General features: G+C 45.0%; 12 protein-coding genes. 7 read left to right on the top strand and 5 right to left on the bottom strand.

What is annotated here, in order from left to right; translation table 11 throughout:
• The first annotated feature begins 241 nt into the window (after positions 1–241).
• The 3 genes from ABXR35_RS09745 to ABXR35_RS09755 all read left to right on the top strand — a co-directional run bounded on the left by ABXR35_RS09745 (position 242) and on the right by ABXR35_RS09755 (position 3,023).
• The gene (locus ABXR35_RS09745) at positions 242–1,129 is read left to right on the top strand and encodes a DegV family protein (protein WP_367058840.1); all 888 of its coding nucleotides are present in this window, start codon (positions 242–244) and stop codon (positions 1,127–1,129) included.
• 228 nt (positions 1,130–1,357) lie between these two features.
• The gene (locus ABXR35_RS09750; protein WP_367058843.1) at positions 1,358–1,906 is read left to right on the top strand and encodes a sigma-70 family RNA polymerase sigma factor; all 549 of its coding nucleotides are present in this window, start codon (positions 1,358–1,360) and stop codon (positions 1,904–1,906) included.
• Positions 1,887–3,023 carry a DUF4179 domain-containing protein gene (locus ABXR35_RS09755; RefSeq protein WP_367058846.1) on the top strand — a complete coding sequence of 379 codons (1,137 nt, stop codon included), beginning with the start codon at positions 1,887–1,889 and terminating at the stop codon, positions 3,021–3,023. Before ABXR35_RS09750 ends, ABXR35_RS09755 begins: the two co-directional genes overlap by 20 nt.
• Positions 3,024–3,082: 59 nt before the next feature.
• Here ABXR35_RS09755 and ABXR35_RS09760 read toward each other — a convergent pair whose 3' ends face one another.
• Positions 3,083–4,405, bottom strand: coding sequence for a glycoside hydrolase family 27 protein (locus ABXR35_RS09760; protein WP_367058849.1), 1,323 nt, complete (start codon positions 4,403–4,405; stop codon positions 3,083–3,085).
• A gap of 571 nt (positions 4,406–4,976) precedes the next feature.
• Between ABXR35_RS09760 and ABXR35_RS09765 the strand changes: the two genes are divergently transcribed.
• Positions 4,977–6,677, top strand: a complete 1,701-nt coding sequence (locus ABXR35_RS09765) for a methyl-accepting chemotaxis protein (protein WP_367058852.1) — start codon at positions 4,977–4,979, stop codon at positions 6,675–6,677.
• 325 nt (positions 6,678–7,002) lie between these two features.
• Complete coding sequence (locus ABXR35_RS09770) at positions 7,003–8,103, top strand: DUF4179 domain-containing protein (RefSeq protein ID WP_367058855.1); 1,101 nt, start codon at positions 7,003–7,005, stop codon at positions 8,101–8,103.
• Between the two features lie 31 nt (positions 8,104–8,134).
• Here ABXR35_RS09770 and ABXR35_RS09775 read toward each other — a convergent pair whose 3' ends face one another.
• Entirely contained in the window at positions 8,135–9,079 is a 945-nt protein-coding gene (locus ABXR35_RS09775; protein ID WP_367058858.1) for a diacylglycerol kinase catalytic domain-containing protein, read from the bottom strand.
• The gene (locus tag ABXR35_RS09780; RefSeq protein WP_367058861.1) at positions 9,076–10,128 is read right to left on the bottom strand and encodes an SPFH domain-containing protein; all 1,053 of its coding nucleotides are present in this window, start codon (positions 10,126–10,128) and stop codon (positions 9,076–9,078) included. Before ABXR35_RS09780 ends, ABXR35_RS09775 begins: the two co-directional genes overlap by 4 nt.
• A gap of 189 nt (positions 10,129–10,317) precedes the next feature.
• Here ABXR35_RS09780 and ABXR35_RS09785 point away from each other — a divergent pair, with 189 nt between their 5' ends.
• Both ABXR35_RS09785 and ABXR35_RS09790 read left to right on the top strand, forming a co-directional pair.
• Positions 10,318–11,142: a helix-turn-helix domain-containing protein gene (locus tag ABXR35_RS09785; protein WP_367058864.1), complete on the top strand. Its 825-nt coding sequence runs from the start codon at positions 10,318–10,320 to the stop codon at positions 11,140–11,142.
• Between the two features lie 201 nt (positions 11,143–11,343).
• Complete coding sequence (locus ABXR35_RS09790; protein WP_367061317.1) at positions 11,344–11,727, top strand: VOC family protein; 384 nt, start codon at positions 11,344–11,346, stop codon at positions 11,725–11,727.
• Positions 11,728–11,992: 265 nt separating this feature from the next.
• On the opposite strand, the gene ABXR35_RS09795 is transcribed toward ABXR35_RS09790, so the two are convergent.
• On the bottom strand, positions 11,993–12,322 hold the full coding sequence (locus ABXR35_RS09795) for a hypothetical protein (protein ID WP_367058867.1): 330 nt from the start codon (positions 12,320–12,322) through the stop codon (positions 11,993–11,995).
• Positions 12,323–12,811: 489 nt separating this feature from the next.
• Positions 12,812–13,261: a hypothetical protein gene (locus ABXR35_RS09800; RefSeq protein WP_367058870.1), complete on the bottom strand. Its 450-nt coding sequence runs from the start codon at positions 13,259–13,261 to the stop codon at positions 12,812–12,814.
• Positions 13,262–13,328 lie beyond the last annotated feature (67 nt).

The following is a 13,328-nucleotide window of genomic DNA, read 5'->3' on the forward strand; positions in this document are numbered from 1 at the left end:
AGTTATTTAGTATTAATAATCATATATAAAGTTTGTAATTACGTCTACATCTGGTTATAATAACTACATCTTAAAGTTATGAAGTACATATGTACATTTTGCTATAAGACATTCTCCATTTCTTCATTCGGAGCATGCGGGCAAACTACGCATATGCTCACAATCTTTGAAACGTGCGATAGATAATAGCACGATTTTCAAGGCATTGTTGAATCTTACTATGGAAAGTAGTGATCTGATTATGAAAACAATCGCCTGGGTTACAGATAGCACCGCTATGATTGATGCTGATTTTGCCCGTGAGCATGATGTGTATATTGTACCGCTGTGCCTGATCGCTGGAGATGAAATCTATCGCGAAAATGTCGATATTACCGCTGAGCAATTTTATGAAAAAATGCGTCAACATGAGAAAGTGAGCAGTTCCCAACCGCCGATCGGCGAATTTGTAGAGTTATATGAGAAGCTAAAGGGCAAATACGACGATATTATCGTTATCCATTGCTCATCGTCGCTTAGCGGCACATACCATTCTTCCCTACAAGCTGCCGAGATGGCAGAGGTACAAGTGATGGGTATCGACTCACAGGTCGGTGCATTCCCACTGCGGGAGATGGTATTGCAGGGTATCCAGTATTATCAGGAAGGCTTAACCGCTTCCGAAATCTGCGAAAAGATTCAAGGAATGATCTCCGATATGTCCTTTTACATGATTCCAGCTAGTCTATCGCAGCTGCACCGTAGCGGTCGCGTTTCCGGTACCCAGCTCGTAATCAGCCAATTGCTGTCGATCCATTTGCTGCTGCGTTTTGAAGGTGGTAAGGTGATTGTCGAGGACAAGATTCGTACGATGAAAAAGGCGAAGCAAAAGCTGCTGGATATTTTGAAAAAGGATCTGGAGCATGTCCGCGATGTCTGCATCATGCACGCGAACAATATGGAAGGCGCCTTCAAGCTCAAAGAGGAAATCGCCCATCTCGCACCTCGCTTGCAGATCGAGATCGCTTCGTTTATCCCAGTAGCAGGTATCCATGCGGGTGAAGGTACGCTGGCACTGGCTTGGATTAAAAATAATCGCAGTTCCTTGGGACGTTTTGGAATGCCGGTATCGGTTTCGACGATGGCTTGAGGATTGTAGACGTAGCATGGTGTAAGCCTATAAACGATTATTACAAAACAGGAGAAGGCGATGCGCCCTCTCCTGTTTTTCATATGCAATTCAAAAAACAAAGTTCCTCCCAATTGGTGATGTTGCTCGTGTATGAATGACATGACCATAAACAAATACCAATAGGATAAAACGATTTCTTCGCCTACTCCGTCTATACTATATAAAGATCAAAAAGGAGGAACAGTTTTGAATGTATCCCGTACAGACGATACAGCATGTTCGATACACCAAGAGTATACATGTGAAGAAGAACGCTTTTATCAGCAAATATTGAAGCATCGACAGCAATTATACAATATTGCCTACAGCTATATGCGTAATCGTGACGACGCACTGGAAGCGATTCAAGAGGCTACCTATCGCGCGTGGAAAAAGCGAAGGTCATTAAAAAATAGTCAAGCCTTTCACCCTTGGATCATCCGAATCTTAATCTACATATGTATTGATGAACAGCGAAGACGCAAGCGACTTGTAGCCATGCCAGAGTCGTTACCGGAAAAGAGCGTATCGATGGATCATCGCAAATTCCAGATGCTGAGTCTATTGGAAAAGCTAAAGCCCAAATACCGTCATATTTTACTATTGCGCTATTACAACGATCTGACTGTACCCGAAATCGCTCGTATTCTTGGCAAACCAGAAGGCACGATCAAAACTTGGCAACATCAGGCATTGAAGCAGCTGCGGAAGCAAACCGACCGATTGGAGGACTGGTATGATGAACACGGAGGATAAACTGGAACAAATTCTGCGCAAGGAAGCCCATCAATGGCGTGACCAACAATCCAACGCACAGGACTGGGAAACAACACGCGCCATTCGACTTGGCTTACAGCAGAGAAGCTCGATCATCCGTCGCTCTCGTTGGCGGTACGGCTGGCGTATCGGTGTGACATCCGCCATTGTGATGACGCTGATTCTATTTGCTGGAATGCATCTATGGAGTCCCTTCTTATTAACACCAGCATCTTCTGTATCCAATGAAAAGGTGCACGAGAATTGGGGTAAGTTAGAACCATATCGTGAATTAACAGAAAAATCCATTTTGTATAATCATGTGCATACCGCCATTCAGCAGCATTATGTACAGTATCTTGGAAAAACGGTCGAACACCGCGGCATTCAGTTTACCATCGATGCGGTAATCGCAGATCAGCAAAATTTGTATTTCTTTTTCACAGTATCTACCAACCAACCACTGGGCATTATGCGACCCGATCTTGTTCGTTTTTTTAATTCAGATAATATGTCACTAATTAGCGATATGAGCTCCATCGATAGCGATTCCAATCCCGCAACTTCGCAAGATCTTCGCGGTATTGGTTCGATATTATTAGATTCGCAACAACCTTTCCCAGATGATATAACAGCTCGAATACGCATCAAAACGGTATCATTGGAGCAATGGACTACGTCTACACTCAATAATGAGGTGATAGCCAAACCCGTTCCCGCCTTTGTCATTCCTTTCCGATTGGCACCTCAATTCAGCCTGCAACAAGAACAGACTCTACCCGTCCATGCTTCATTTACATGGGGAGATGGTCAGATCACGACCAATCAATTCAGCATATTGCCATTAACGACCTCTTTGCAAATCAAATTGGATGATCAAGCAAAGCAACAGTTGGAGAAAACAGGTCCTCCTGATGTGTACCTTTTGTCTAATTCGTCAGGTTCATCTACCAAGCTCGTATCAACATCTACATGGTCTTCCACGCTGGACGATGGAACAACAATTGTGAATTATCGATTTGGAAGTACCATTCTGGAACAACCGGAAGACATGTATATTGTATTACATGATGGAACAAAGCAAGAACAAAAGTACCGTGTATCATTGTCAAAATAAATCTGTAGATAAAAAAGGAGAAGGCGATATGCCTTCTCCTTTTTTATCTACAATGTCTGCTACATCCGTACAACCACATCTTCATAATCCATCGAACTCAGCTTATAAAACTTCGCCCCATGCGGGGGAACCTTCACTTCAATATCATATCCAACCTGTCCCGATTCTCCGCGTTCCCATAGATTGCGCAGTCGGTAATATCCACCCGATAATCCAAGCTGCTCCAGACTCACACGCACCAGTGCCGGATCATCGCTGGCGTTAAACAGCGCTACATACTGATCACCAGTCGTCGCATTCTCGGATGTCCATACAATCCGGTCATACTCATCTCGATACACTTGACGCGCATATCGACCAGAGCGATTCGCTTCCAGCACTTCGTCATTCGTCAGCAGCGACATCGTCCACGCGTCATTGTCCCGCAGTTCGCCGCCGAACATAAGTGGCGAACGGAAGATTGCCCACAGGGTCATCATGGTCAACTGCTCATCCTCGGTAAAGCGTGTCCAGCGGTCGCTTCCTCCGCCATCCACCGAACGAATGCCGATATGACCAAGCGGCAGCATGTCGCAATCTGGCCAGCTCCCCTGCTCTACGAACTGTGCCCATTCCTCGCAGCGCTCGAACATCTCATACAGTAACTCCCACCGATCCCAGAAGTCATCCGTGATGCGCCACATATTGGCGTTATCACGGAATGGCTGGTTATATCCGAGTGGTGCGGGTCCCGGTGATAGGCTAAGCACCATCGGGCGACCACATTGGTCAATCGCGTTGCGGATCAATTCTATTTCCGCCAGATGGGTATCGTACAAGCGTGAAGCGGCAATGTCGTCTACTTTGATAAAATCGACACCCCACTCTGCATACAATTCAAACAGCGAATTGTAATATTCCTGCGCCCCTTCCTTCGTCGCATCCACCCCATACATATCCGTATTCCACGGACAAATGGAATTGGTGTGTGCAATCTGACGCGCAGTTACATGCGTTCCCTTAATCGGCGTATCCTGATGCACTGCCTGCCTTGGAATGCCACGCATAATATGAATACCGAAGCTTAGTCCAAGCGAATGTACATAATCCGCCAGCGGCTTGAAGCCCTGACCTTCAGCTGCCGAAGGGAAACGATTGACTGCTGGCATCAAGCGCGAGTATTCATCCATTTCCAGCGGTACAAATGGACGATATGCTGATGACACTGCCCCCGGTTCGTACCATTGTATATCCACCACTATGTATTCCCAGCCAAATATTCTCAAATGATTCGCCATATATTCGGCATTCCCGCGAATCTCCTCCTCGCGTACGGCTGCCCCATAACAATCCCAGCTGTTCCAGCCCAGCGGCGGAACATGTGCCCATTGATGATGTTGCATTTTGCACACTCCTCATCTGCTGCATATATTGGTATTGCGGTTCTCGTTCTGCTTCGATCATACCTTTTGTGAACGACAAGTTCAATCATCTGGCGATATGAAGAGCACCAGAAGTAGAATGGCTTCTAGGGTATTACTATGGAAGGTATAGGATATAGGTAGAGCAGTGAACATATCCGTTTTATCTAGGTACATCTATTGCTCGTCTTGCCGATTGTGCGCGTACACGCACATATATACGCTACCATAGCAATATAGGACTATTTTTAGGATGAAACTATCTATTTAAACCATATTAGCCGCTTTAAAACACCTTAAAACGACAAAATTCTACATTTATTTTAGTGCTTAAAATTCATAAAAATTTTTATTTTATTATTTTTATACAATATAAGTTCATATAACAATGGATTTTCGTTGCATAATGTATTGTATTGAATTCATATTTCTTGTGTACTGGGTATTTTGTATTAAATTAAGTTTTTTTTCGTGTAAATTTTCTGCTAGCCTTGTCGATATACTATACATAACACAACAAGTAACGAACATTAATTGGCTGGAGCGTGAGTTTATGAAGTATACGATTCAAATGAAGTTATTAACAGGATTTATCGCTGTCATTTTACTTTTGGCGGCAATTTCAACCCTATCGCTGGTAGGTCTCAACGGCTTGAAGGTTCAAATTAAAAACATTGATGAAAAATCCATGCCGAGCGTTTCCTTGCTGGGCATTATGAATGGCGATGTATCCGATGTGGAACGTCTCGCTCTGAATATTGCTATTGAACGTAATACGTCCGAAGTAAACAGTCTGGAAGACAGCTTGGATGCACTTCTGAAAAAAATCGAAACCGAACGTGCACAGTACGCCACTATGGCGCAAACTGATGAAACAAAGCAGCTGCTCGATTCATTCAATACCAATTATGAAACATATCTCAAAACGCTGCCTGCTATGGTAACTGCCGGAAAAAACAACGACATTGATACAATGAGCAGTCTGCATAGTGATGCTTATAAAGTATGGTATACAGCCAATGACACATTGAGCAAGCTGATTGCGTTAGAAAACGAACAATCCTCTGCTTCTACTGCTTCCGCTGTAGAATTGGGTTCCAAAACAACAACGAATATTGTTATCATTTCGATTGTTGCCATCATCCTCGGTCTGGCAATTGCATTCATTATTGCACGTCTTGTCGCTAATCCAGTCAAACGTCTACAAACTGCTGCTGAACGTATCGCCGATGGCGATCTGACTGGCGAAGATATTGTCATCAGAAATCGCGATGAAATCGGTCTGCTCGCAGGGTCCTTTAACAAAATGGCTGGCAACCTGCGCAGTCTGATCGAATCGGTAGCATCGACTTCCGAAACGATTGCTGCTTCGTCGCAACAACTGAACGCAAGCAGTGAGCAAAATACGGATGCTTCTCGTCAAATTGCCGAAACGACACAAGAAGTTGCGGAAGGCACCAACCGTCAGGTGGAACTGACACATCGTTCGTCTCAAGCAATGAAAGAAATGTCGATTGGCGTGGAACAAATCGCTGTTCGTGCACAAACGGTATCTGCCTCCGCATCCGATGCAGCTTCCCGCTCGGCTGACGGTAACGATGCGATTCGTAGCGCTGTTGCACAAATGGATTCGATTCAAGACTCTATGTCTTCGCTTGCCCACATCGTACAAGAGCTGGGTGAACGCTCGCAAACCATCGGTAATATCACAGATGTTATTACCGGCATCTCTTCTCAAACGAACCTGCTGGCGCTGAACGCTTCGATTGAAGCAGCCCGCGCAGGCGAAGCGGGACGCGGCTTTGCTGTCGTAGCCGACGAAATCCGCAAACTGGCTGAACAATCCGCTGAATCTGCACGTCAGATCACTGATCTGGTTACAACGATTCAAAAAGAAACGTACCGTGCGATTCAAGCCGTAGATGTGAACAGTCAAGAAGTCAACAAAGGGATTGCTTCTGTATCGGTTGCTGGAAATGCCTTTGAAGGTATTATGAGTGCCGTGAACCAAGTAGCAGGCGACATTGAGGATGTGTCCGCAGGTGCGGAAGAAATGTCCGCCAGCACGGAAGAATTGCTGCGCTTTGCTAGTGAGATCGCTCGTATTACGGAAGAAACGTCCGCTGGTACAATGAACGTATCTGCTGCAACCGAAGAACAACTTGCTTCTATGGAAGAAATCTCGACGTCCTCCACTGCACTTGCTCAAACTGCTGAGCAGCTGCAAGCACAAATTGGTACATTCAAAATTTAATCACGCTTCCCTTCACGCTGCGACCTATCCAATGAAACATTCAGGTAGGTCGCAGCGTTTTATTATGAGTCATGTGCATCATGTGATCATTCTATAAAATCATCACAATAAACTGGAATTTAGGAACGTGAGCAGGGTACAATAGAAGTGTATCGCTATTTCTACCGCTTCCTCTCGCTTTCTCCTCTAGCATCATGTAGCTGTATATCCGATCATCCGTCATTGGGAAGCACTCATCGACGATTGTCGATCAATCAAGAACTGTACATACCGATTCTTTCCCCATTCTGAAGCCGCCGGCACAGCCGAGAGGAGGACGGTCCACATGAATAATCAGAACAACCAAGCTTCACCCTCAAAGCAGGATTCCCAGCATACAACTCCGTCCTCTTCCACGGTCATAACTACTGCCGATACGCCAGCATTGTCAAACCAAAAAAGGACGTGGTGGAGCCGTATTCGCGACTTGCTGGATATTCGCCTGCTTGTGCTTGTCATTTCCACGGTGATCGTAATTCTAATTCTACTGCTGACCAGTTGGCTCAAGCCGAATCATACGAGCAGCAATGAGCTGAGCTGGGGCGAGCTGGAGCCGTTTCGCTTTTATCAAAGTGAACAGGTGCATAATCAGAGTCTTGTATCGGCTATTGAGCATAATTACATTCAGCATATCGACAAGTCTGCGGAGCAAAATGGATATCGACTAACCATTAACGCTGTTACCGCAGACGAGAACCGCTTGATTCTGCTCTATACCGCACATACCGATAAGGACGCGTACATTCCGGGTGTGAATAGTGTCAAGCTGCGCAATATCGCCACGGGTCAACCGCTAAGTCCCGCTTCTGCCCGTCTGAATGGCATTCAGGATGAGAACAACTCACAGCAATACTATGGCACAGCAACGATCCGACTGGATCAGAAGCAAAATTTCCCACGTGAGATTGCTGCCCAGTTTCAGATTATGTCTACCGCTAGCTCGGATTATTCCGGTGAGGCAGGCGCGCAAAGTATTCACTATTCGCCTACGCTGCTTATCCACTTCTCACTCGCTCCGCAATTTCAGCGGCAGGAAACAGAGATTATTTATCCGAACCGAGTGGTGGAATGGAGCAATCACAAGCTGATCATGTCACGAGTAGAGATTTCTCCGCTAGAGATGCGTGTCCGCTTCACCTCGGATACCTCAGTCGATGAAAAGGATGCACGTCCACTCTGGCTGAAGCCAGAACATATCATTTCCGAGAAACATGGCAATGCCGTGAATCTAGTGCCGACAGGCAGTCGCTTAATTAGCTGTGATCCGTATACGTTTGAGCATGTCTTTTATAGCAATTTGCTGAATGAGCCGGATGCGCTTCAGTTAGTCGTAGAACCGCGTGATGCTTCCGCTTATGAAGATGTACGCATTATCAAAATCAAATAATTTACAGCAATACTATACAGCAAAAAGCGCATCAGATGACAAGATGCGCTTTTTGCTGTGCAATGCTTATCGTGGCGCTTACGCCGGAATTGAATTCCAAATAGTCACTCTCTACCCCATCACTGAAAATCACTCCATCTTCTGGCATCTGAGATACGATGCGCAGCGGATCATTTTCAATACGACCAAAAACCAATTCAGTCGATGTATTGCGGCTTGGAAATGGCTCGCGCACACTGTAATACAAATATGGTGAATCCCAACCAAACGATGAAGGCACAGATGGCGGCTGTACACTGAGTCCGCCGTTTGCCGCATTCATAATGCCCGCTGCTCCGGCAAGTACACTTTTAAACCATCCGGTGGAGCCCATGCCTGTTGAGATGATGATTCCGCTGGACGACTGCTGCTCCATCACCGTGCCATAGCTAATCTGATAGCGAGCAGACACATGCGTTTTGCGCCCGATAAACAGATCATTCACTCCATATAGCATCTGCCCGTCATTCAGCTCCGCACAAGCAAGCCGTACCTCCTTCACCTGCCGTCGCCGAGCGAACACATCCGTAAGCAGCGGCTGCAATTCTTGCACTCGGAACGGCAGTAATACGCCATCCCAACGCTGTGGATCAGGATTAACACCAATCAATGGCAACCCTGTTGCGTACTTCATCGTATTCGCTACCAGCCCATCCTGTCCAAGCACGACGACCACATCGTCTGGTCCGAAAATAAAGCTGGGTACATGCTCTCGATCCAGCAGCTGCACTCTGCCCAGCTGCTGCAATTGTACCGTCGCTTGCTCCAATGCCAGCTGATATTGATGATCCTCCTGCACATAATCGCCAAAATCAGCACCCAGCCGCTCAATATAAAATTGCGCTTGCTGGACGGTATTGTAGCGCACAATCAGTTCTTGTAATCGCGTCCTCCGTTTGACCAATACGATTTTATTCTCGGTCATCCGTCGGTTCATGATGTCCGACCTCCCCGTTGACTGGTCGCTCCCTGTCCATTGTCATTCAGCAATCCTTGCAGCAGATCTGGCGAAATATTCAGCTGTCCGATCCGCCCAGCATTTTCCGCTAAGCCTTGGAATGCCATCGCAATCAATTGATCCGGCTTCATGCCCATGCTTGCCATCGCCTGCAATACATGTGGTGGAACATCTTGCAGCGATTGCATTACCGCCGACATCTCATAGGCTTTTGCATCTGCTTTGGCACGGTCGTTGGTTGTACTCAGCTGGATCAGCTGATTTTTGCGTTCTTCTAGCTCGGTATCGAAGCGAAGCTGTTCTTCCTGCATCTCGTTTTGTTTGATTTTGACCGAGCGTTCGGCTTCTAGCTGGGTTTCACGAATTTGGCGTTTTTTCGTCTCGACAGCGATCTCGGTATTCAGCTCGTTCTCACGCACTTTGCGCTCCTGCTCAATCGAAGCGTTGCGGCGTTCGTACAGCGCTTCATCTGCATTACGCAAAATATGCTCCCTCGCCTGTGCTTCTAGTGCACGCATCGTTTCCTTGTTCGGTAGAATCGCCAGAATCGACAAGCCCATGATCTCGATACCAAGCTTTTGCAGCTCCTCGTTGCTCTTTACTTCTGCTGTAATATTGCGTACGAGCAGTTCACTGGATTGAATCGCTTCACGTAGCGGTAACTGCTCGATCCGCTTTTTCATCAGTACTTTGACGATATTGATCACCCGCTGGGATAGCTTGTCAGGATCATCTGATAAGTAACGGTTCTTTTTTAGATTATAGGTGTAGTTCAAAATACGTGTCGTCTGACGGTATTCAGTAATTCGGTATGTGACCTGCCCCTGTACAGTGACGGTCTGGTAATCACTCGTAATCTCTTCAAACATAAAGGGTACATCAATCGACGAAACAGGAACGACTACGACAGATGTAGTGGGCTCGTAGTAGTAAAACGATAAACCGACGCCTTCCTTCACAATCTTGCCGTTTTTCACTTTCATTACATAATCGCTGGGTTGAAATTTGGCAAACCGCAGTCCGAACATTATAAACACATCCTTTTTATGTTAATAACAATTTGTTAATATCTTTGAGTGGTCTTATCATAGCATCATCATTAGATATAATCAATATGATATTAACAAAAAGTTTATATGATTGAAACGGAATGCTTTATGCTATGTTGAAGTTATGAAGATCATGGTTGGTATCTAGATCACGATTGGAGGTGTGACATGCGTTACTTTGTTCCAGTGCAGCCACCGATGCTAGAGTACGGGGTTTTGCACAAGCATTATCGGTATAACGAATATGCGCCTGATGAGCGTTTGCGAGATGTCGTTTGCTGTTATTGGAGTTCTGCTGCGGAGCCTCAACAGGATTGCCAATGGCATCGCATTGTACCGGATGGTTGTATTGATATTATTTTTGATCTGGATGCACGGGAGATACAGGGTGCCTTTCTATCCCCGCTGATGATGTCGTATGAAGTCATGCCGCTACAGGAGCAGATGGCATTCTTCGGGATACGGATGTATGCTAGTCAACTCCGTCGCTTGTTTGGATATGCAGGTGCCACCTTGATCGGTGATCATATTGGATTGGATGGATGGTTAGGACAGGAAGCAACGGTTATAACAGAGCAAGTCATCACTGCCAGTGATCTAGCAGAACGAATCCAGCTCGTGGATACATGGCTGCTGCATTTGTTATATCAACGGGATGATCCAACATCTTCGTTATGGCATACGGTTGTTCAGGAGATACATGATCGACGGGGAAATGTGAGTATTCGGCAGCTGGCTACAGATACATACTATAGTGAACGCACATTGCGGCGGCTCTTTCAGCAGGAGCTAGGCATTTCGCCTAAGGAGTGGGCAGATATTGTACGATTTCAAGCGGTGCTTCGATACTGGCAAATGAAGCCACAGCTACCTCTACGTGAATTGGCGACAACATTTGGTTATTATGATCAGGCGCATTTGAATTTGGCATTTCATCGGTATTATGGTCTCACACCGGGACAGCTGCGTCTGCGTCAGATGGGTGCCGATTAAATAGATGCAAGATGCAGTTGAGAAGGTTGTCCGTTTTTTCCAAGAGGTCGGAGTGGAGATGCGGTACAGTATATAGTAATAGCGCTCTTGCTTATGAGGTACTCTCTGATACGAACGACATAGTATGGCTAGAGAAGTGTACATTGTATCCGTATGTATGGCTGTGAGGGCTAGAGATGAACAGAATAGGAGTCGATAATGATGAAATTGAATCTCAAGTATATTATTTTGTATGTGAATGATCTGGAGCAATCGCTACACTTTTATCGTGATTTGCTCGGTCTGCCTATCAAAATGCAGGTGGATACCTATGTGGAGTTTGAGACGGGCGATACCACCTTGTCACTAAATACGCGGCAATCGGTGAATGAGCTGCTGAATCTTGGATTGACGGACGATGTTCCCGCAGCGAGCAGCTTTGAAGTGGGCTTTGTTGTTGAGGATGTGCCGACTGTGATTGAGCATCTACGTGATCAATGCGTGATCATCAAGCATGAACCAGTGACGAAGCCTTGGGGACAAACGGTCGCTTATGTGACAGACCCAGATGGGCATTTTGTAGAGATTTGTACGGCGATTGGCTAAATGCCCGATATGGTCAATAGATAGTATAGGCGTGTGGCTGGACGGTGTAATATTGGGCATGAGTGGTTTAAAAAAGGAATTTGCTTCAGTGATTTCATATTGGAGGGCAGAAAAAAGAGGTCTTTTGTGAGAAAGACCTCTTTTTCATATATGAAAAGAATAGCCGATACCAAGAACAGGTACTGGTTCCAACTCCGAATCTAGTTCAGATTCTCCTTCAAACTTCGGTTCTAGTTCTGGTTCTGGTTCTAGTTCTGGTTTAAGGTTAACGCCGTGAGCTATTGCGTGACGTATATAATACTTTGCTTGTGGCACGACCGCCAGTTGCAAGGGCGGGCTGCTGCTTGGGCTGTGGTGCTGGGAAAGCTTCACGAAATGTACCCAGACACTGATTGCACAGTCGTCCTCTATTGATTGGCTGCGAACAGCATTCACATGGGAATGTTAAATTGGGATGATTATACGTGAATCGTCCCTCTTGAATATAGCGATACAATTCCTGCATATCCATACCGGTTGCTGCACTCAGCTGCTCGGTTGTGCTTTTCGGATTGCGCCAGAGATGATCGAGGCAATGATTTAGTTTTTGATCCAATTCATCGCGGCAACCGTTGCACATATTGCGCATATTTTTTTGATAAATTGACCCACAACGGGGACAATAATCCACCATCAAAGTCATCGAATTCACCTCTTCCATGAGATTACGTGCCGTAGTGTACGTACAAACAATCACGCGTCCTTGCGTTTATTCATCATCATCGTTTATAAGTCTAAGGAATGAATATTATCAACTATAATTCTTTGGTTGTAGGTAAATAATACTATATAAATAGACATGTAAACAATACATATTATGCCAAAAGACTTAATAATATGTCTAATTATTGGGACGAATGTATATTTTATTTAAGCAACATCATAAAAAAGTATGAAAAAGGAAATTATCCTTTTATTAGAAAATAAGATGTTCATTCTCGCAAACAAGCTATCCTACATGTATATACACAAACACGCAAAAATTAACCATACAATAATTTCCAATTCACAAAAATATGTATTGTACAAGCGATTATTTTATTAATTAGGAGGATCTAATGGATATCATACCCAACTCTCCTGCTGGAGATAGGGCTATTTTTAGACCATCCCCATATATATGAGTAATATCGCTAATCTCTTCGATCTCCCATGCTTTTGTTTTGGCAAAATCGAACCAATGATCCAAATTCCAGTTGGCCATCTCCCCCAATTCGATACAATGTTTGTTTTTCCCATGAACATCAATATCGATTGCTATGACTTTGGCTGCTTCAACAAAAAAGCTTATATTTTCGTATACATAACAATAGACATTGGATCTTCTATTTATTTTTGCTGGCTGTATATTCGACTCGCCCAGATATAAGGACAGATCTGTTACGGACGAACCTATACCTATATTCTTTACTTTTTTTGAACTGATAATACGATCAACACTCTCGACCATCCCATATGGATCATTCGTACTCATATATGGATCTTGCTCACTCATGACGGCATCTCCTTTTCTTGAATATTGAATATGAACTCATTCCTGCTAAAAGTTTACGATATAATCA

The sequence above is a fragment of the Paenibacillus sp. JQZ6Y-1 genome (assembly GCF_040719145.1).
GTDB classification, from domain to species: Bacteria; Bacillota; Bacilli; order Paenibacillales; family Paenibacillaceae; genus Saccharibacillus; species Saccharibacillus kandeliae.

Excerpts from the sequence above, each read along its gene's own strand:
- ABXR35_RS09775 (WP_367058858.1), bottom strand. The coding sequence starts at position 9,079 with ATGAACCGACGGATGACCGAGAATAAAATCGTATTGGTCAAACGGAGG.
- ABXR35_RS09745 (WP_367058840.1), top strand. The coding sequence starts at position 242 with ATGAAAACAATCGCCTGGGTTACAGATAGCACCGCTATGATTGATGCT.
- ABXR35_RS09755 (WP_367058846.1), top strand. The coding sequence starts at position 1,887 with ATGATGAACACGGAGGATAAACTGGAACAAATTCTGCGCAAGGAAGCC.
- ABXR35_RS09780 (WP_367058861.1), bottom strand. The coding sequence starts at position 10,128 with ATGTTCGGACTGCGGTTTGCCAAATTTCAACCCAGCGATTATGTAATG.
- ABXR35_RS09800 (WP_367058870.1), bottom strand. The coding sequence starts at position 13,261 with ATGAGTGAGCAAGATCCATATATGAGTACGAATGATCCATATGGGATG.
- ABXR35_RS09765 (WP_367058852.1), top strand. The coding sequence starts at position 4,977 with ATGAAGTATACGATTCAAATGAAGTTATTAACAGGATTTATCGCTGTC.
- ABXR35_RS09790 (WP_367061317.1), top strand. The coding sequence starts at position 11,344 with ATGAAATTGAATCTCAAGTATATTATTTTGTATGTGAATGATCTGGAG.
- ABXR35_RS09785 (WP_367058864.1), top strand. The coding sequence starts at position 10,318 with ATGCGTTACTTTGTTCCAGTGCAGCCACCGATGCTAGAGTACGGGGTT.
- ABXR35_RS09760 (WP_367058849.1), bottom strand. The coding sequence starts at position 4,405 with ATGCAACATCATCAATGGGCACATGTTCCGCCGCTGGGCTGGAACAGC.
- ABXR35_RS09770 (WP_367058855.1), top strand. The coding sequence starts at position 7,003 with ATGAATAATCAGAACAACCAAGCTTCACCCTCAAAGCAGGATTCCCAG.